Below are 19,601 nucleotides of genomic sequence, written 5' to 3'. Positions count from 1 at the left end.
GGAGGACGCCAATACAATGGCTTTTGTTAATTTGAATGACATTCGCGTCAGTTATGACGGGAAGACAGATATATTAAAAGATTTAAACCTCTCCATCGAAAACGGAGAACTTGTGTCACTGCTCGGTCCATCGGGTTGTGGAAAGACAACAACTTTGCGGGTCATTGCTGGATTAATTAATCCTAATGATGGGCAGTTTACAGTGGATAACGAAGATTTGACTGCTACACCCGTACATAAACGCCAATTCGGAATGGTCTTCCAGTCTTACGCCCTGTTCCCGCATTTAACGATTTTTGAAAATGTGGCCTTCGGTTTAAAAATGCAAAAAGTAGACAAACAGACGATTAAAGAAAAAGTCACTGCCATGCTTGAAGTGACTGGCTTAGCTGACTTTGCTGACCGTTATCCTAAACAGTTATCTGGTGGGCAAAGACAACGGGTTGCCTTAGCTCGCGCTTTAGTTATTGAGCCGAAGTTATTATTACTAGATGAGCCTTTAAGTAACTTAGACGCTAAATTACGTGTCTCTATGCGTATGGAAATCAAACGAATTCAAAGACAATTAGGTATTACAACTGTCTTTGTAACCCATGATCAAGAAGAGTGTTTCTCAATCTCAGATAAAGTTGCCGTGATGAATCAAGGTGTCATTGAACAATATGCAACACCAGAAGAAATTTATAATCACCCTAAAACTGAATTTGTTGCTCGTTTTATTGGCTTTGAGAATTTTATTAATCTAACGAAACAAGCAAGTGGCGCTTACATTACTGATAATGGGACAGCGATTCATACAACTCAAGCGGACTTAGACCGTGCAGAAGTGAAGGCGACGATTCGCCCAGATGATATTCAAATCATTGCCCAAGTAATTTCAGAAGAGAATACAATTGTTGGTAAGATCTTAGTTCGGACATTCTTAGGTAAAAGTTACCAATACGAAGTGGAGACTCCGGTTGGTAAGTTAATTGTCAATGATGACTCACAAACTCTGTATCAAAGTGGCGATCAAGTTACTCTTTATCTAACACCAGAAAAATTAATTTTAGTTTAAAAACATTCTTAAAGGAGAATATATAATGAAAATTATTAAAACATCTGTATTAGCTTTAACATCAGTTATGGTCCTTGCGGCTTGTGGTAATTCAGACACGGCTTCTACTTCAGACACAGTGTCTGCTCAAGATAACGGTGAATTAATTGTCTCAACCTTTGCGATTTCAGAAGATGTGATTCAATCTGACGTCTTTGCTCCATTTACTGAAGCAGAAGGTATTAACATTACGCACGAAGTTGGGAATTCAAGCGAACGATTTACAAAATTACAAAACAACCCACACTCAACGATTGATGTCATTGAACTCTCTCAAAACAACGCAGCTTCTGGTGTTGCTGAAGGAATGTTCGAGCCTTTAGACGAAGAAAAAGTACCGAATCTAGCTTTATTAGTAGACGGTGCCCAAGATGCTGTGGATACAGCTGGAGCGCCTTATACAATGAATAGTATTGGAATTATCTACAATGAAGAAGCGGCTGGCATGACTATCGATGAGTGGTCTGATTTATGGGATCCTGCTTTAGAAGGTAAGATTTCGATTCCAGATATTACAACAACATTTGGTCCAGCGATGTTACATGTTGCAAGTGCTCACGCAGGTGTTGATATTACAACTGATAACGGTGACGCAGCTTTCCAAGCTTTAACTGACTTAAAACCAAACATTACAAAAACTTATACAAAATCATCTGACTTAGCGAACCTTTTCCAATCAGGTGAAATTGTTGCAGCCGTTGTCGGTGACTTTGCTTACCCAATTATTTCTGAAGCAAACCCAGATGTGCAATTCATTGTCCCTGAATCTGGAACTTACGCAAACTTCAATACTTTAAACGTCGTTGCTTCTTCAGAAAATAAAGAAGCGGCTTATGCTTTCATTAACTGGAAACTCAGTGAAGAATTACAAACACAAACAGCAAGCTCATTAAATGAAGCCCCAACAAATGCGGACGTTGAATTAGACGAAGAAACAGCTGCTAATAAAACTTACGGTGATGTTGCTCAACGCGCCAAAGCCATTGACTTTACTTTTGTTAACGAGAACTTAGACGAGTGGATTAACACTTGGAATGAATTGATGAACCAATAGTCTTTAGCTCACTTTTGAAAAGATGAAATTTCGGGGAGTCACCTGAAGTTTCATCTTTTTCTCATTGTTCTTGAAAGGATTGAATAAATTGATTGATTTACTCATTGAAAATGGGCAAGTATTTAATGCCTTCTTAAAATGCTTTGAAAGAAAAAATATCGCGATTATTAACGACCGTTTCTACTATATTAAAGAGACTAATTTGCGTTATTTAAATCCGAAAGAGATTGTGGATGCTTCGGATAAATTTATTATTCCAGGCTTGATTGATATTCATATGCATATTGAAAGCTCGATGATTCCCCCATCAACCTTCTCTGGAGCTGCCCTGTTTCATGGAGTGACAACTGTGGTTGCGGACTCTCATGAGATTGCGAACGTCTTTGGCATTGAAGGGATCTATGCGTTTATGGCACAAGACACGGTGATGGATATCTTCTACGCAATTCCTTCATCGGTTCCGTCGACGGTTCCCGAACGCGAAACAACTGGTGGAATCATTGGTACCGCTGAAGTGACGGAGTTATTGGAACATCCGAAAGTAATTGCTTTAGGCGAAGCCATGAACTTTAAAGGCATCACTTCAGAGCCGGATTCACTGATCCGAAATATTCTACAAACAGTACAGACAAACAAACCTTTCATGCCTCTCGAAGGCCACATTCCCCGCGTTGAGGGTGAGGACTTAGCTAAGTTTATGTATGCCGGTTTAAACGCTGACCATACCCACCAATCCCCTGAATCGATTCTAGAAAAGATTGGGAGTGGGATTTTTATAGAGTTACAAAAGAAATCACTAACAAAAGAGAATATTGCGGTAATTAATGAACATCAGCTCTTTGAACATGTCGCTTTAATTACTGATGATATTATGCCTGATAACTTAATAGAGGGTCATTTGAACGCCAACTTGCGTCTTGGTATTCAGGAAGGCTTAGACCCGGTCGATGCCATTTATATGAGTACATACACACCGGCGCGCCGAATGGGCTTTCAAGACCGTGGTGCCATTGCGAGTGGGTTAAAAGCGGACTTTATTCTGTTGAATGATTTAGAATCTTTCGCTATTGATTGCGTCTATAAAGATGGCCGTTTAGTTCATCGATCCGGTGATGCCTTGGCTTTTGATCAAGAGGCTTTAGACTTTCCAAGCCACTTCTATTCGTCGGTTAACTGTGCTGAACTCACCCTCGATGATTTGCGGATTCCAGTGAGTCGTGATGTATCCGAAGTGATGTGTAATGTGATTCAAATTCAATCTGTCGGGACCTTTACCGAACATGTGAAGCGACCGGTTAAAGTGAAGAATGGCTATTTGGATTGGGAAGCTAGCGGCTTGTCGTTAATTATTGTTCAAGAACGATATGGGAAAAATAGGCAAGTTGGTTATGGGCTCGTAGAAGGCGCATTGAGTGACAAAGGTGCTGTCGCAACGACTTGGGCACATGATCATCATAATTTAATGGTCATGGGAACGTCGAGTGAAGATATTTTACAGGCTCAACGCGAAGTTTTAAGTCTGAACGGGGCTTATGTTGTTTCGCAAGACGGAGAAGTTGTCGCAACTTGTCCCCTGCCGATTGGCGGGATCTTAAGTGATAAAGCCCTACCTGAGATTGGTCGCGATTTAAAAGCGGTCCGTCAAGCCATGGTTAATTTAGGGTACGACAATACAAATGAAATTATGTCTTTTTCTACGCTATCCCTTCCAGTGTCGCCTCAAATTAAAATCACAGACTTTGGTATGATGGATGTACATACACATCAACTGATTCCATTAATGGAGGATTAAGGATGAAAACATTAATCAAAAACATTCATTTAATTACCATGGACGCACAATTTACACAATTCGAAGACGCCTTTTTAACGATTGCCGGTACGCAAATTGTGGGCTTTGGCGACACTAGTCAAGCTCCTTCTGAGGCGGATTTCGATACAGTGATTGACGGAAATGGTGCCATAGCCATGCCAGGTATGGTGAATACGCACACGCATGTAGGCATGATTCCTTTTAGATCGCTTGGAGACGACACACCCGACCGGTTAACGCGCTTCTTATTTCCTTTAGAGCATGAATGCATGACGAAGGAATTAGCCTACCACAGTGCTAAATATGCCATTGCAGAAATGCAACTTGCTGGCGTGACAACTTTTTTTGATATGTATTATTTTGAAGAAAAGATTGCAGTAGCAACGGATGAAATGCATGCTCGCGCGATTTTGGGCGAGTCTATCATTGATAAAAGTCCAGACAGTGAAGTTGAATTCGGTGGGTTGGAATATAGTGAAGCCTTTATTCCGCGTTGGTTAAATCATGACCGCATTACGCCGGCGGTTGCGCCCCACGCGCCTTACACAAATACGGATGAATCTCTCCTTGCGGCGAGTGAATTGGCTCGCAAATATAATATTCCTTTCTCAATTCATTTGAGTGAAATGACCTTTGAGATGGATAAATACTATGAAGAGTATGGTCAAACACCCGTTGAATATTTAAGTCAGCTTGGCGTATTGGATGAGAAAACCTTGGCTGCTCATTGTATATTCGTGACTGATTCGGATATCGCCTTAATGAAAGAAAAACAAGTTTCAGTCGCTCATTGTATTGGTGCGAATACGAAATCAGCTAAAGGTGTGGCACCACTTTCTTCAATGTTGGAGGCGGGTTTAGCTGTCGGTTTGGGAACGGATGGTCCTAGTAGTGGCAACACGCTCGATTTATTCACACAAATGCGTATGGTGGCGAATTTTCATAAGACGCATACTGGAAACCGCGCTGCCTTCCCTGCACGAGAGATTGTTCGCTTAGCGACTCTAGGTGGGGCTGAAGCAATCGGGATGTCAGATTCAATCGGGTCGATTGAAGTTGGGAAAAAGGCAGATATTGTCTTAGTTGAAACTGATTCGGTGAATATGTTCCCAATCTTCGATGTTTATAGTGCTTTGGTTTACTCTGCGAATGCATCGAATGTGAGCCATGTCTTTGTTGATGGGAAGTTAGTTGTGGAAGATAAGAAACTGCTCCTGGCTTCGGTTTCTGATTTGCGCGGGAATTTAGCTAAGGAAATGACTTATTTCACCGAAAAAGCACTGGAGTTTAGTGAGGATTTATAATAATAAAAAATAGCACTACTTCATAATTTCTATTTTTAGCATTTTTAAGACGCTTAATATAGAAATAATGAGTGGTGCTATTTCATTAGTTTAATTTGATAATACAATAGACCGATTTTGTGATCTAATTCATAAAATATTAAAGGAGTTTTCTTCTGACAGCGAAGTATATTTTAAAGTTTTTTTGATTATCTTCCAGTAAAATTAGCTTGACGTTTTTCAAGAAAAGCTACTACGGCCTCGGCATGGTCATCTGTTTTACTTGCCTCAACCATATTTTTCGTTTCGAGAGAAGTAAATTCTGATAAATCTTTATAGAAAAACTCATTTAGAATTTTTTTATGCTGAGCTAATGCTTTTGTAGGTAACGAAGCTACTTTTTGAGCGAATTGTTTTGTTGCCTCTTCTAAAGTTCCATCCTCAACTGTAAGTGTTGATAAACCTAACTCTTTTGCTTCTTTACCTTTCACTTTCGGTGATAACATCATCATTTCATTCGTTTTGGCTGTACCTAATATTTTTTGCAGATAATAGGAAGTTGCCGTATCCCCGGGGAATCCCATAAAGATAAATGATGTAATTAATGTACTTGATTCTTCCATAATTCGAAAATCACTGGCTAATGCCACCCCTAGCCCTGCTCCAGCAGCAGCTCCATTAATTGATGAAATAATCGGTTTCGGACAATTTCTGATTGCAATACTTAATTGTCCTGTTGCATCTACAAGATGATTTGGTAATCCTTCCGAATTTGGATCATCTAAGATTTCTTTAAACTGATTCACATCACCACCACCACAGAATAATTTCCCTTTACCTGTTAAAACGATTGCCCTAACGGATGTATCTTCATTTGCTTTAGATAAAGCTTCAGGGATTTCTCTAAATGAAGTTTCAGAGAATGCATTTCCTTGCTCTGGACGGTTAAATGTAATAAACGCTATATTATCCTTTACTTCATAAAGTATTGCTTCAAACATATTTTATATTCTCCTTTACTTATTCTAATGTAAGAACTCAAATACACCTGCAGCACCCATACCGTTACCTATACACATAGAAACCATACCATATTTTGAATCTGGTCGTCGTGACATCTCATTTAATAAACGTGCAGTCAGAATCGCACCAGTCGCACCTAATGGATGCCCTAAAGCTATTGCTCCACCATTAACATTAACGATATCCGTATTTAACCCTAACTCTTTAATCGAAGCAATAGCTTGCGAAGCGAAAGCCTCATTTAATTCAATTAAATCAATATCTTCAATATTTAAATCCACTAATTCTAATACTTCTGGGATTGCGTAGGCAGGGCCCATTCCCATAATTCTTGGATCTAAACCAACCGCTTTGAATCCTAAAAATTTAGCAATTGGTTTTACTCCTAATTCCTCTACTTTTTTAGCTGACATTAACACAACAAATCCCGCTCCATCTGATACTTGAGATGCGTTTCCAGCAGTTACCGAACCACCTGCTTTAAATATTGTTGGTAGTGAGTTTAACTTCTCAACTGTAGAATTCGGACGAATACCTTCATCTGTGTCAAATACAAATTCTTCTACAGATGGGAATCCTCTATCATCATACGATACTTTATTCGCATGAACTGGGATAATCTCATCATCGAATCGTCCTGCTTCTTGAGCGGCTTTGGCACGCATATGACTTTCAACAGCAAATTCATTCTGTTCTTGAGCTGATATCTTAAATTCTTCTGCGACGTTTTCTGCCGTTACACCCATCGGAATTGATGTACTTCCGCCATTTTCTTCTAGATATAAATTACTCGTTGCCTCTGAACCACCAATTGGTGTTGTACTCATTAATTCTACTCCACCGGCAGCTACGATCTCCATTTGTCCATTTGCAATTGCATTTGCTGCCTCAGAAATAGATTGAAGTCCTGATGAACACCAACGATTCACTGTTAATCCAGGTACTGATAATGGCAGTCCTGCACGTAAAGCGATTGTTCGAGCAATATTAAAACCTTGTATTCCTTCTGGAAATGCACAACCGACAATCAGATCCTCAATTAAATCTTCACTAAAATCGCCACCAACTCGGTCAAGAGTTCCTCTTAGTACTTCTGCAGCAATGTCATCTGGACGAGAATGGTAAAGAGACCCTTTTGGGCTCCCTTTACCTACTGCTGAACGTCCATAGGCTACTACGTAAACATCTTGTTGCATATTTTTATCTCTCCTTTTAGTTGCGTAATGGTTTCTTCGTTTTAAGCATATGCTCCATACGGTCTAATGTCTTCTGGTTATTACAAAGCTCAATAAATGCTTCTTTTTCAAGCGACATTAAATATTCTTTGTTAGCTAATGTGTTTAATGGCACTCTGCCTCCAGATAAGATTGATGCAATGTGTTTACCAATTTCAGCATCATATTCAGAAGCAAAATTCCCGACAATCATTGCATCTAATTGTGCTAAAGCAATTGCATAGAAGTTTGTACCTTCTACTGAAAATCTCTTTGGTGCTTGTGGAATATAATTGTACGATGCTTCTAAATCTGCTTTTTTAATCGCCGCTTCTAAAACTAAGTCTTCATTTGCAACGATCATGTCTGTATCACGTAAGTAACCCATTGCTATAGCATCATAAGCATTTTTTGATACTTTAGCTGTTGCAACTCCCATAAATGCTTTCTTCAATAGTCGAATCTCATCAGCACGCTCTAGATTTTGTACATAGATACGTTCTGCTAATTCACTTAGTCCGCCCCCTGATGGAACGAGACCAACACCTGCCTCTACAAGACCAATATAAGTCTCAGTGGCTGCCACAACATATGGAGAATGGAGTAACAATTCTGCTCCTCCTCCTAATGCTTGCCCTTTTACTGCTGTAACAATTGGTTTGTTACTATATTTAACCGCTGATACAGCTTGATGTAAGGAGTCGACTATTTGACTTACTGATTCTTTTGCGCGACCTTCTCTAATTTCAGTAGCGATATCTGCTAAATTCGCGCCAACACAGAAATTTTTCCCTTCAGATTGAATAACCATTGCACGATAATCACTAGTTTCTAAGTAATTTACTGCTTTTTGCAAGTCATCTGAAAATTCTGCAGTGATTGTATTATTTGGAGTTCTCATAGTATAAATTAATATATTATCTGAAGTTGCTTGTAAGTCTGATATTTTTTCTTTCTCCCAAATTGTTTCAGATACATAATCATTTAGTGATTTAACTTGAACTAATGATTCATTTTCGTCATAAAATTTGTTAGTACGTTTCTCAACCCACTCTGGCAATTCTCCATGTTCTTCTCGAAGTTTATTTTTCACCTCTTCAAAACCAATCATATCCCAAATTTGGAATGGTCCAACTTTCCAACCGAACCCCCAAATTAACGCTCGATCAATATTTTTGTAGTCATCTGTTGCTTTTGGAACATTTATTGCTGAATAATATAAAAGATTTGAAAGTGTGGTCCATAAGAATTTTCCAGTTTTATCTTCTGCATTAAAGATAGTTTGGAAGTTTTTAGATAGATTTCGTCCTAACTCATCTAAAATTGGTAAATTAACTTCTTTTGCTGCACTATAATCCTCAGTATCAGAATTAAAAGTTAAAAATTCTTTTTTTCCTTCCCGTTTATAAAATCCTTGTTTTGTTTTATTTCCTAAATTTCCTAATTCCATTAACTTTTCAATAGACTTAGGAACTACGAAGTACTCTTCCTCTGCCGGATCTTCTCTCATGCCTGTAGCTACGTGATAAGCAATATCTACACCAACTAAGTCTGCTAATCTGTAAGTTGCAGTCTTAGGTCGTCCAATAACTGGTCCTGTGATAGCATCGACTTCAGAAATTGATATTCCTTCTTTTTCCGCACGATTTATAATATCCATCATAGAATATACGCCTACACGGTTTCCAACGAATCCATTTACATCGTTTGCTACCACTACACCTTTACCTAGAGTATTAATCGTAAAGTCTCTTAGTTCAGAAACTACATCTTCCTTCGTTCCACTATGAGGGATGATTTCAATCAATTTCATATGACGTGGAGGGTTAAAGAAATGGAATCCCAAGAAACGTTCTTGTTGTTCCGGTTTTAGAACAGAAGCAACTTCATGTATAGGAATACCAGATGTATTCGATGTTAAAATTGCATCTTCCTTCGCTACTTTCCCAACTTTAGTCCATAAATCATGTTTAATTTCTAGTTCCTCTGAAACTGCTTCAATAAAAAGGTCTGAATCTGACTCATCTTTTAAATCTGTTTCAAAGTTTCCATAGGATAGATTTCCAACAAATTTATCTGAAAATAATTGTCCCTTACGTTTATCTGTGATGCGATCATAAGCAGCTCTTGATAATTTATTTGGTTCATTATCGTCAATGACGATGTCTAACATTTTAACTTGTAGTCCGGCATTTACTAATAGGGAAGCAATTTGACTTCCCATATTACCTGCACCCAAGATTGTTGCTTTTCTTATAGTCATTCTATATCCTCCATTTATTAATTAATATACCCAGCTTCTCTTGCCTGTTGAGTTAACTCTTCTCTGAAATCCGGATGAGCAATCTCTATTAATCTTTTTGCACGTTCTGGAATTGATTGACACCATAAATCTGCAACCCCGTACTCTGTAACAATATTCATTATATCCTGTCTCGGAACAGTCACAGGTGTCGCAGATTTTAGTGAGAATTTAATATTGGATTCTCGTTCACCAGTTTTCTTATTAACATAAGATGATGGTAGACATACAAAACTTTGTCCACCTTTAGAGTGTGTGGCTCCACGAACAAAATCCCCTGCTCCCCCAGTCGAACTAACTTGACGAGTTCCGATAGCTTCTGATGCAATTTGTCCTGTTAAATCTACAGCTAAAGTCGCATTAATTGATACAAAGTTATCATACTCTGAAATAACTGAAGCTTTATTTACTAAACTTAATGGTTTAATGTGTACAGAATCTGTTGCTGTTGTCCAATCATATAAGTCTTGTGTTCCTAGTGAGAATCCTCCTACAATTTCACGTGTAATAACGCCTTGTTTTTGTAACTCCATGATCGACTCAGTAATCATTTCTGTATGAGCACCCAGTCCAGTTACTTTTCCAATTAATCCGTAACTAACTGCATTCGTTAACCCGCCATATCCTACTTGTAAAATAGAATTTTCTTTTATTAGTGGAACAATATGATTTGCAATCTGCTCTTCTATTTCTGTTGGTTGTGCTGCAGGTATGGTTAATACAGGAGCATCTGCTTCGACAATATAATCTACTTCACTAATGTGGATTAAATGATCTGATCCCATTTCTTTTGGTAAATTTTTATTAACAGGTTGCACTTCTTTATTGACCTGAATAATAACTTTTTCAGCCACGTCTATGGCTTCACGTCCATATGCTACTCCTAGCATTCCAAGATTCATGAATCCATCTTCATCCATGGGTGAGGTTTGTGCAATAAATATATCAGGTTTTACTGTGTTTTTTATGTAACTAGACAAATCAGAAAAGTTTACTGAGTTAACACGGAACAAACCATTGCCATATAGTTTACGTTCAAAAGGTCCCATAAACATAGTTTCATAATTAATCTTTTCTGCTACTTTCTCGTCAGTTAGAAAAGGATAAGGTTTCAAAGCGAACAATGAATAGATGGATACATCTTCTAATTCTTGGTATCTGTCAGTAATTGCATCAGACAATTCACTTGGGTAACCGACAACTGGATTTGCTACGATATTATCGCCAGATTGCACAATTTCAGCAGCCTTTTCCATTGAAATTAATCGTTGATTGTAAAGTTCTTTGACATTTGACATAAAATCCCTCTTTCTGAAATTTAGTTGTTTTTATACAAAAGCACTCTTACCTGTTAAAGATCGTCCAATAACTAACGAATTGACTTCATGAGTACCTTCGTAAGTGTGGATGGCTTCTGCATCTTGGAAGAATCTTGCAGTATTGTAATCTAACACAATTCCGTTTCCACCACAGATTTCTCGCGCATAAGAAACTGATTGACGCATTAATAAAGAATTTTGTAATTTTCCAATCGAAGCACGAACTTCATCAAATTCTCCTTTGCTTTGTAAATCAGTAATACTAGCATTTAATGAAATTTGAGAGGAAATATTGCTAATAATTCTTGAAAGTTTTTCTTGAATTAATTGATAAGATGCAATACTTTTACCAAATTGTTTACGATTAGTTGTATATTCTAAAGCTGAACGATATGCTCCAATTGTTAATCCAGTTGCAATGACTGCAACCATAGATCTTGTAACATATAAGATCTGAGCAACATCTTTAAATCCATTTATTTTTGGTAAACGATTTTTTTCACTCACTTCAACATTCTCAAGATAAATGTGACCATTTTGAACCATACGAAGAGCAATTTTGTTTTCAATCTTATCGACACGTAGACCTGGTTGACCCTTTTCTATAATAAAGCATTTGATTTTTCCATCTTCAGTATCTCGGGCATAAATTGGTAATAGATCAGCTGTTCCTGCTCCACCAATCCAACGTTTTTCTCCGTTAATAATCCATTTATCGCCTTTTTTCGTTGCTGTTGTCTCTAATCCTCCAGCAATATCAGAACCATGATCTGGTTCGGTTAATCCAAAACAAGTCTGCAACTCAAATTTTTGTAATTTGGGTAACCATTCTTTCTTCTGTTCTTCACTTCCACCTAAAAGGAATGAATAATAACCTAAACCAGCGTGCACGCCGACAAATGTCGCAATACTAGTATCGATACTTGCAAGTAATTGGTATAAAAACATTAAATAATATTGAGAAGGTAAATACTGTTCTTCATCATCGTCAGAAAATAATCTTTCATCAGAAAAAAACTGTACTTCATCAGTAACTTTTTTAAAGGCTTCAGTTGGAAATTCCGCTTTTTCTGTATATTCAGTCAAAAGTGGTCTAATGTGTTTTTCCATCGCTGCTTCTAATTCAACGAGCACATCCACTTCCCCTTCATTTAAATTGTCACTATGTAAGAACAAGTCCTCAGGAAATAATTTTTGTAATTTTTCTTGCTTTGTAGCCATTTTTTCTCCCCCTTATAATTTAGCGCTTACTTGAAGCTTTAACATAAGCTTACCTAATGTTGATATCGCTTACAAATTAGCATTAATAATGTCACCATTACTTGAAATAATATATCTTCAATTTATTGTTACTACAGCTATTTATTAAATTGATTCCAAAAAACCAATAGTTGTTAGTAATTAAAAAAGATAATATAGTTGATAATTAAATATATTACGAGTATTGTTATTAATAAGACTGGAGTGATTAAAATGGATGAAATGCATATTGATCTAATTCAAATGAAATATTTAGTTGATATTATTGAAAATAATTTCAGTATTACAGAAGCCGCAGAAAAAAACTTTGTTACTCAATCGGCTATTAGCCAATTTGTGATTAACTATGAACATAATAATCAGGTAAAAATTTTTGAACGGAGTTCAAATAAACGGATTATTGGTTTAACGAAATTTGGAAAAGCTATTTATTCTTATTCAAAAGGTATTTTAGAACAATATAAAGAAATGAAGAAGTACTTAAAGACTATCGCAGGAAATCAAGTAGAAGAGCTCACTTTTGGCTTAACTGCATCCTATTTAAAAATGCTGTTTATGAATGTATTTACTGAATTTGCAATTGCTCATCCTTCTATACATGTTAAAGTTATTGATAAACCCATGCCAGAAATACATCACATGTTCAAAAAAGGGTTACTAGATTTCGCATTAATCTTAAATCCTTCCGAGGATTTATTACAAAAAACTGACACTGTTTATATTGGTTCTGATGAATTAATGGCCTTTATGACAAAAAACCATCCATATAAAGATAAAAATCTAATTTCATGGAATGATTTGAAAGGGTATCCAATAATCAGTTTACCCGAACAATTTAACACATATCAAACATTAGAAAAAAAATTGAACCTCGAAGGATTAGAGAATCGAATATTCACCACCTCACCGGTTTGGGAACATTTGGTGGATACTGCTCATTTGACAGAAGGTATCACAATATTACCTGGAACAAGACCAAATATAATTACTAATAAGCATATTATTGTTAAAAAGTTCGAACAGCCAGTAAAATATGATATGGTATTAGCTCGACTGAAAAAAGAAGTCGAAACTGAAAGCTCTGATATATTATTTAACTTCATTAGAGATACAAGACCGTATACTGATTCTGAATAATAATTCTAAAAAAGGAGAAAATCAAATGACAAAAAAAGCATTATATCTTGAAGATTTAAACATTGGGGATACTTTTAAAAGTGAAGAGTTTACATTAAGTAAGAATGATATTATCACATTTGCTAAACAATACGATCCCCAAGATTTTCATATCGATGAAGATTTAGCGAAAGATACATTTTTTAATACATTAAGTGCTAGTGGCTGGCATACAGCTGCTGCAACAATGCGTGTACTTGTAGATAGTATTCCACTAGCTTCTGGAATGATTGGTGCCGGTGTAGAATTATCTTGGCCAAACCCAGTACATCCCGGTGATACTCTTAGTACAACAAGTGTTATTAAAGATATTACATATTCACAATCCAAACCCGACCAAGGTATTGTTGTTTTGGAATCAACAGTAACCAATCAGAATAACGAAGTTTGTATGATAAACACATCTAAATTGGTAACATTCAGAAGTAAATCATAAGTGTAATTAATAACACTCTGTCAAGTTTATAACGCATTAAATATAAGGCGCACTTTCAATAATGATAAGCTATTCCTAACTGATTACAAGTTAAGTTTACACTTGAGTTTAGTGAGGATTTATAATTTTGCAGGGACTATTTTTATAGTTCCTGTTATTTTTTTCTTGCTTTTGTGTTTGAGTTCCTTTCTGTTCAATTCCAGACAAATTGAGTCTTTAATTAAGGAGGCCATGTTATGAAATATTCAAAAGCAACGAATTACGCCCTGCATTCGATGGTTCATTTAGCTATGTAATCGGATCGTGAAGCGGTTCGGGTTGAAGATTTGGCTAGTCGCCAACATCTGTCGCCGAGCTATTTATCTAAGTTTTTGACAAAGTTATCTAAAGCTGGGCTCATTACATCAACGCCTGGGGTTAACGGTGGCTACCAATTACTTGGTTCGCCTGATTCATGTACATTTTTAGATATTATTCAAGCGGTCGAGCGACAAGAAGCTATGTTAAATTGTACGATGACTCATGAAAGTACGCATCATCATGAATGTTTAATCGAAAATGCAATTTCTGAGGCTGAAGTTAAGATGCAGGTAGTTTTGGCGCAGAAGGCAATCGGAGACATTTTAAAAGAAGCGCACGCAAGACATTAGCATTAGGCTAATGTTGGATTAATTATTAACCAACTGGTCTCGCACTACGACTCACCTAATAATATGAAGATGTCTTCACTCGCGATTGAAGACATCCGCACACATTGCCTCTGTCCGCTTGATAGATTTTGAAAAAGATATTCAACTCCCTGAAAAAGTCGATACGATTATTATGTCACTTCTCTTGCACCACATTCCTAATTACCAAGCATTGTTAGCGTCACTAATTGAACAGTTGAATGAAGACGGCCAATTATTATTAATTAAAAAGGGTAAACAAGGTCATGGACACGGCTTTGACATGAATCAGTTGGCTGAAGAAGTTCAAGGAGCGGGTTTTTCGAATGTAGAAGCAGATCTATTCTTTGAAGATCAGAATAGTTCGCGTTTTTTATTGCGCGCGACAAAATAATAGAGAAAAACCACTTCAAATTTCGGATTTGAAGTGGTTTTTTGTTTGCGGGGCGTCGTGGGGTGGCGCGACGCTACGCATTTTGATTTGCAGTGCGTCGTGAGCCAGTACGACGCTACGGAAACGAATTTGCGGTCCATCGCGCTGAGTCACGATGAACCGCAAGACTATTTATCCTATAATATAGATACTTATTGCTGATATAATACAGAAAACTCCTAGAATGGTCATCGCAATTGATGTGAGGTTCCATTTTTTGTCATTTTTATAATAAATTTCCCAGGCAGTATACAGCTGTGGGATTGAAACAGCTAAAAGTAGTAGCGAAGTGAAGATATGCCTTGATATGAGGTCATTCATTTGAGCAATAAATGCTCCAATGATGATAACAGCACTGAAACCTCTTGTAATTGAATTTAGATTTTTAATTTGTCTCACCTCTTTATTTTCATTCTAACATAAACTGAAATTAAAGAGGTAGGACACAGCGAACACTTGCTTACGCGTGTATTTTGAAATGCCTATTAAAGTTGACTTAAAAATGAATGTAAGGGAAACAGAATAAAATTGGCTTTGCAGGGCGTAGTGAATGAGTACGAATTTGGGTTAATGACCCTGATGATGCGATTGATGTCGAGGGAAGCTATTACAATCTATTCACCGATGCTTTACATGAAGCCGGTCATCCAATTCCAATGAGTGAATCATCATAGATGAATACAATGGTTCACGTTGAGTCAGAAATTGCTGATGATATATTTTCTTAAAAGTAAAAGACGCCTGAGGTAGGCGTCTTATTTTTATGCTTTTTCTTCGACTTTATCGGATAGTTTACTTGTGAAACGGTTTGAAAAGAAATCAATCAACGGACCAGCCATGAAACCAGTGATGAAGGTTGAAACGCCAACTGGACCCCCAAGAATCCAAGCAGTTATTACAACAACAATATCTTGAATCATTCTGACAGTTTTGTAACTCGCTGAAACGCGGTCCGTGATGACTGGCGCAATCGCATCATAGGGTGATACCCCAAGATCAGCGTCCATATATAACGCGACACCGAAAGTAAAGATTAAAATTGCGACAACTGTAATTAAAAGCTGAACGATAAAGGCTAATTGAGTTGGGTCTATGAATGACTCTAACATGCTGATAAAGAATTCAATCATGTAACCAACAAGCACTAAGTTAAAAATCGTCCCCCAGCCAATAATCTTCCGGTCAAAAAACAAAATAATTGCCAAAATCGCAGCATTGACAAATAACTGATAATTCCCCAAAGTAAAGCCAAGTAACTCACTCGCACCTGTGTTAATCGCAGTGAATGGATCCAAGCCCATATTCATTGTTTGGCTCAATGCAGCCCCAAAACTGATGAGGGTAATACCAATTAAAGACATTAACGCCTTCCATATAAATTCTTTCCCATTTATTGAAAACATATATAGCTCCTTAAAATTTAGTTTTATATCTGTTCTTTAAGGTTAATACAATTGGAGGTAAATATGCAACTGATTCGATTATAAGCGCTATTACATTTCAAAAAAATGTCTACTAAATCTTCTGATCTAGTAGGCATTATTGACTATTTAAATACACTGTTTAAATCCTTTCTCAATAACATGGGTCAATTTATTCGCGCTCTTTTGGTCTTACTACTAATACGTCACACGATGCATGACGAATAACATTTTCCGATACAGATCCCATAAAGAATCTTTCTACAGCACCCATACCTCTCGCACCCATAACAATTAAATCAATATTCTCGCGTTTTGGAATATCTTCAGCAATGACATATTTTGGAGATCCCATCTCAAGGATTGTCTCAACATCTGTTAAGCCACGCTCTATCGCTAAATCCTTCGCATCACTCATCACCCGGTTGCCTAGGTCTCTTAATGCATCCCTAAAATGAATATCTGAATTTGATGTTGCTTGGATTGCTCGTGTATCTAATACATGTAAAATAAATAGTTTGGCATTATTCCGTTCTGCAATTGCTACGGCTTTATTCAAAGCCAACTCAGCGCCTTCAGATCCATCTGTCGCAACTAATATGCGTTGATACTCTTGTAACATTTTACACACCTCCTGTATGTCTTATATATTTATTATAACACATAATGAATGCGCTTACTTTAGAGAGGGTTAATATTTCTATAAAATGGATATTATTTTAGATAGTGACTTGTTTATAGTAGAATTTAGTTAAAAGGAGGAGAGATGTGTCAAAGAATTGTGGCAATTTCAAATTCGAGCGCATTTTAGAAAGAGGGATTCAAATATGGAAAACAACGCACTCAAACGTATTCTAGCGTCCATTCTATTCGCTGCGGTACTATTTGCCGGCTTTCGCTCTGCAGTAACCGCTGAAGAAGCAACTGAAAGTGTTGATACTAGCAACTACGCACCTGGTTTGTTCTATCCCTATTATGATCACATAGGAGTAGGCATGGAATTTGCGCCTTTTACCTTAACTTTAGATCATGAACCTGATGAAGACGGGATTTACCAAGTAAGTCATGCCACTGCTGGTAATACAGTCTCTTATGTCTATCAGTTGACTGAGGATGGTGTTATCGAATTAGCTTACTATCCAAACTCATACGAAGGTGAAGACTTCCGTTATCACGAAGACTCCCTAGATGAGCAAGTCGCGGCATTCTTCCCAGCTGAGTTAGCAGTTGGAGACACATTCACAAGAGGTTACCGCGATGAGCAAGAGTATACAGTCACGGATATTCTCGCTGAACATGAAGTTGAGGGTGAAATGTATCATGATGTCTTAGTGATTGAATCGGTTATGCCAGAAGGTGAAGTGCAACGATACTACTACGCCCCTGAAATTGGTGAAATCGCTTCTGAATATATCTTTGATGACGAAGGAAATGCTATTACCACTGCATTGAGTGAATATGGGGAAGTACCAACTGAATAATTTGTATGAGTCAATTGCAAATAAACAAGGGGGCTGACAGTTAATCATTGTCAGCCCCTTGTTAAGTTTTATAGATTGGATTTTAGTTTACAAATAACGCACTCTGCTCTCCTGCTTGGCGACCAAAGATAATTATATCAGCTATAGCATTTCCGCCAATGCGATTTGATCCGTGAACACCACCACTTGCTTCACCAGCTGCATATAAACCAGTAATTGCTTCATCAGCTTCGTTTAATACTTGAGCGTTTGTGTTAATTTTTAACCCGCCCATTGTATGGTGAATTCCTGGCGCAATTTTTATTGCGTAAAAAGGCGCTTCTTCTAATGCAATCTCCATACCCGTTGTTCTTGCAAAGTTGTCATCAGTTCCGTTTGCTACACTATCATTCCAAATCGATAGAGTTTGACTCAATACTTCTGGATCCAATTCTATAGTAGTAGCTAATTCCTCAATAGTATCTCCAACTTTAACCAAGCCCATTTTTTCATACTGATCTATGGCTTTCACTCGCCCTCTTAGTGCTTGGTCGAAAATTACGTAAGCAGATGAATCTGTTTGAGATAAGATTGCTTGTGACACTGCATCACGTGTATCTAATTCATTAAAAAATCTCTCGCCCTCTTTATTAACCAAAATAGCACCTTCACCTCGTACAGCTTCAGTAATTAAATATGATGTCTCTTGCTCAACTGTTGGGTGAATTTGTATTTGATCCATATCTACTAACTGAGCTCCAACTTCTTGGGCCATTACTAAGCCATCTCCGGTCGCTCCTTCGTGATTTGTCGTAACAAATCCTTCTAAATCCGGATTATTATCTGTAACCATTTCTAAGTTACCGCCAAAACCACCCGTTGCAATAATTACAGCTTTTGCATTCACTTGATGTTCATTACCTTCAATATTAACTTGGACACCAGTGACTACTCCGTCTTCTTCTAGTATTTCAGTGACATTGGCATTTACGAAAGTTGGAATTTCACGTTCAAATACATTTCGTTGTAAGCCGTCCACTAGATATCCTCCAATTGCTGATCCAGCTTCAGGACGATGAGCTCTTGGTACACTCATACCACCTGTAGTGGTAATACTACTTAAAGTGATACCCATAGAGTCTAACCACTCTATTGCTGAAGCAGAATTATCTACTAAATAATGAACTAACTCTTCATCGTTTGTATCGTGTCCGCCTGCCATTGTCTCTTCAAAAAACAATTCATTTGAATCTTCTATACCTTCAGCTTCTTGGAACTTAGATTCAGATGCATTCATTCCAGCTGATGATTTCAGAGTATTTCCACCTAATATTGGCATTTTTTCGAATATGGCCACATTTGATCCAGCATCTTTGGCAGCAATTGCTGCAGCCATTCCTCCTCCACCAGCACCAATAACTATGACATCATATGATTCTGCTAAATCATCTGGGTGTGTAAAGTCTGCTGTGACTTCCGATGCTCCAGTTTCTGCATCTGTTTCGCTATCTTGTGCACTAACGTTCAAACTACCTACTATACTGCTTAATACTAAACACATAATCAATACTGACTTCATTATCTTACAAACGAACTTCATACTTTAACCCCTTTGTGATTTAATACACATATTATACATATTA

16 protein-coding genes and 1 pseudogene are annotated in these 19,601 nt (G+C 37.3%); 9 read left to right on the top strand and 8 right to left on the bottom strand.

Going from position 1 to position 19,601, the window contains the following annotated elements; genetic code table 11:
• Nucleotides 1-16: 16 nt before the first annotated feature.
• The 4 genes from HW423_RS01150 (at nucleotide 17) to HW423_RS01135 (ending at nucleotide 5,267) form a co-directional block, all read left to right on the top strand.
• Entirely contained in the window at nucleotides 17-1,057 is a 1,041-nt protein-coding gene (locus tag HW423_RS01150) for an ABC transporter ATP-binding protein (RefSeq protein ID WP_218930120.1), read from the top strand.
• 25 nt (nucleotides 1,058-1,082) lie between these two features.
• On the top strand, nucleotides 1,083-2,150 hold the full coding sequence (locus tag HW423_RS01145; RefSeq protein ID WP_218930119.1) for an ABC transporter substrate-binding protein: 1,068 nt from the start codon (nucleotides 1,083-1,085) through the stop codon (nucleotides 2,148-2,150).
• A gap of 88 nt (nucleotides 2,151-2,238) precedes the next feature.
• Nucleotides 2,239-3,942, top strand: coding sequence for an adenine deaminase C-terminal domain-containing protein (locus HW423_RS01140; protein ID WP_235956196.1), 1,704 nt, complete (start codon nucleotides 2,239-2,241; stop codon nucleotides 3,940-3,942).
• A 2-nt stretch (nucleotides 3,943-3,944) separates the two neighbouring features.
• Nucleotides 3,945-5,267 carry an amidohydrolase gene (locus HW423_RS01135; protein WP_218930118.1) on the top strand — a complete coding sequence of 441 codons (1,323 nt, stop codon included), beginning with the start codon at nucleotides 3,945-3,947 and terminating at the stop codon, nucleotides 5,265-5,267.
• A gap of 188 nt (nucleotides 5,268-5,455) precedes the next feature.
• On the opposite strand, the gene HW423_RS01130 is transcribed toward HW423_RS01135, so the two are convergent.
• From HW423_RS01130 to fadE, 5 genes are read right to left on the bottom strand one after another with little or no spacing between them, the layout of a single operon-like run.
• A complete protein-coding gene (locus tag HW423_RS01130; protein ID WP_218930117.1) occupies nucleotides 5,456-6,247 on the bottom strand; it encodes an enoyl-CoA hydratase/isomerase family protein in 792 nt (263 codons plus the stop codon).
• Between the two features lie 24 nt (nucleotides 6,248-6,271).
• Entirely contained in the window at nucleotides 6,272-7,465 is a 1,194-nt protein-coding gene (locus tag HW423_RS01125; RefSeq protein WP_218930116.1) for a thiolase family protein, read from the bottom strand.
• 16 nt (nucleotides 7,466-7,481) lie between these two features.
• Nucleotides 7,482-9,746: a 3-hydroxyacyl-CoA dehydrogenase/crotonase FadB gene (gene fadB, locus HW423_RS01120; protein ID WP_218930115.1), complete on the bottom strand. Its 2,265-nt coding sequence runs from the start codon at nucleotides 9,744-9,746 to the stop codon at nucleotides 7,482-7,484.
• A 17-nt stretch (nucleotides 9,747-9,763) separates the two neighbouring features.
• Complete coding sequence (locus HW423_RS01115; RefSeq protein ID WP_218930114.1) at nucleotides 9,764-11,083, bottom strand: acetyl-CoA hydrolase/transferase family protein; 1,320 nt, start codon at nucleotides 11,081-11,083, stop codon at nucleotides 9,764-9,766.
• A 30-nt stretch (nucleotides 11,084-11,113) separates the two neighbouring features.
• On the bottom strand, nucleotides 11,114-12,325 hold the full coding sequence (fadE, locus tag HW423_RS01110; RefSeq protein ID WP_218930113.1) for an acyl-CoA dehydrogenase FadE: 1,212 nt from the start codon (nucleotides 12,323-12,325) through the stop codon (nucleotides 11,114-11,116).
• Nucleotides 12,326-12,577: 252 nt separating this feature from the next.
• Here fadE and HW423_RS01105 point away from each other — a divergent pair, with 252 nt between their 5' ends.
• The 4 genes and pseudogenes from HW423_RS01105 to HW423_RS01090 all read left to right on the top strand — a co-directional run bounded on the left by HW423_RS01105 (nucleotide 12,578) and on the right by HW423_RS01090 (nucleotide 15,038).
• Nucleotides 12,578-13,501 (top strand): LysR family transcriptional regulator, encoded by a 924-nt coding sequence (locus HW423_RS01105; RefSeq protein ID WP_218930112.1) that lies wholly within the window; start codon nucleotides 12,578-12,580, stop codon nucleotides 13,499-13,501.
• A gap of 25 nt (nucleotides 13,502-13,526) precedes the next feature.
• Nucleotides 13,527-13,976, top strand: coding sequence for a MaoC family dehydratase (locus HW423_RS01100; RefSeq protein ID WP_218930111.1), 450 nt, complete (start codon nucleotides 13,527-13,529; stop codon nucleotides 13,974-13,976).
• A 311-nt stretch (nucleotides 13,977-14,287) separates the two neighbouring features.
• Nucleotides 14,288-14,626, top strand: a pseudogene (locus HW423_RS01095) (Rrf2 family transcriptional regulator); the annotation flags it as partial.
• Nucleotides 14,627-14,711: 85 nt separating this feature from the next.
• Nucleotides 14,712-15,038, top strand: a complete 327-nt coding sequence (locus HW423_RS01090) for a class I SAM-dependent methyltransferase (RefSeq protein WP_218930110.1) — start codon at nucleotides 14,712-14,714, stop codon at nucleotides 15,036-15,038.
• A gap of 800 nt (nucleotides 15,039-15,838) precedes the next feature.
• Here HW423_RS01090 and HW423_RS01085 read toward each other — a convergent pair.
• Nucleotides 15,839-16,480, bottom strand: a complete 642-nt coding sequence (locus HW423_RS01085; protein ID WP_218930109.1) for a YczE/YyaS/YitT family protein — start codon at nucleotides 16,478-16,480, stop codon at nucleotides 15,839-15,841.
• Between the two features lie 190 nt (nucleotides 16,481-16,670).
• On the bottom strand, nucleotides 16,671-17,120 hold the full coding sequence (locus tag HW423_RS01080) for a universal stress protein (RefSeq protein ID WP_218930108.1): 450 nt from the start codon (nucleotides 17,118-17,120) through the stop codon (nucleotides 16,671-16,673).
• Between the two features lie 205 nt (nucleotides 17,121-17,325).
• On the opposite strand from HW423_RS01080, the gene HW423_RS01075 reads away from it, so the two are divergent.
• Nucleotides 17,326-17,979: a hypothetical protein gene (locus tag HW423_RS01075; RefSeq protein WP_218930107.1), complete on the top strand. Its 654-nt coding sequence runs from the start codon at nucleotides 17,326-17,328 to the stop codon at nucleotides 17,977-17,979.
• Between the two features lie 82 nt (nucleotides 17,980-18,061).
• Here the strand turns inward: HW423_RS01075 and HW423_RS01070 are convergent, their stop codons facing one another.
• Complete coding sequence (locus tag HW423_RS01070; protein WP_218930106.1) at nucleotides 18,062-19,558, bottom strand: flavocytochrome c; 1,497 nt, start codon at nucleotides 19,556-19,558, stop codon at nucleotides 18,062-18,064.
• Nucleotides 19,559-19,601 lie beyond the last annotated feature (43 nt).

This window comes from Ruoffia halotolerans (assembly GCF_014049385.1).
Taxonomy (GTDB): Bacteria; Bacillota; Bacilli; order Lactobacillales; family Aerococcaceae; genus Ruoffia; species Ruoffia halotolerans.
This window is presented reverse-complemented; position numbering and strand designations above follow the sequence as displayed.

Excerpts from the sequence above, each read along its gene's own strand:
- HW423_RS01150 (WP_218930120.1), top strand. The coding sequence starts at position 17 with ATGGCTTTTGTTAATTTGAATGACATTCGCGTCAGTTATGACGGGAAG.
- HW423_RS01145 (WP_218930119.1), top strand. The coding sequence starts at position 1,083 with ATGAAAATTATTAAAACATCTGTATTAGCTTTAACATCAGTTATGGTC.
- HW423_RS01135 (WP_218930118.1), top strand. The coding sequence starts at position 3,945 with ATGAAAACATTAATCAAAAACATTCATTTAATTACCATGGACGCACAA.
- HW423_RS01130 (WP_218930117.1), bottom strand. The coding sequence starts at position 6,247 with ATGTTTGAAGCAATACTTTATGAAGTAAAGGATAATATAGCGTTTATT.
- HW423_RS01125 (WP_218930116.1), bottom strand. The coding sequence starts at position 7,465 with ATGCAACAAGATGTTTACGTAGTAGCCTATGGACGTTCAGCAGTAGGT.
- fadB (WP_218930115.1), bottom strand. The coding sequence starts at position 9,746 with ATGACTATAAGAAAAGCAACAATCTTGGGTGCAGGTAATATGGGAAGT.
- HW423_RS01115 (WP_218930114.1), bottom strand. The coding sequence starts at position 11,083 with ATGTCAAATGTCAAAGAACTTTACAATCAACGATTAATTTCAATGGAA.
- fadE (WP_218930113.1), bottom strand. The coding sequence starts at position 12,325 with ATGGCTACAAAGCAAGAAAAATTACAAAAATTATTTCCTGAGGACTTG.
- HW423_RS01105 (WP_218930112.1), top strand. The coding sequence starts at position 12,578 with ATGGATGAAATGCATATTGATCTAATTCAAATGAAATATTTAGTTGAT.
- HW423_RS01100 (WP_218930111.1), top strand. The coding sequence starts at position 13,527 with ATGACAAAAAAAGCATTATATCTTGAAGATTTAAACATTGGGGATACT.
- HW423_RS01085 (WP_218930109.1), bottom strand. The coding sequence starts at position 16,480 with ATGTTTTCAATAAATGGGAAAGAATTTATATGGAAGGCGTTAATGTCT.
- HW423_RS01080 (WP_218930108.1), bottom strand. The coding sequence starts at position 17,120 with ATGTTACAAGAGTATCAACGCATATTAGTTGCGACAGATGGATCTGAA.
- HW423_RS01075 (WP_218930107.1), top strand. The coding sequence starts at position 17,326 with ATGGAAAACAACGCACTCAAACGTATTCTAGCGTCCATTCTATTCGCT.
- HW423_RS01070 (WP_218930106.1), bottom strand. The coding sequence starts at position 19,558 with ATGAAGTTCGTTTGTAAGATAATGAAGTCAGTATTGATTATGTGTTTA.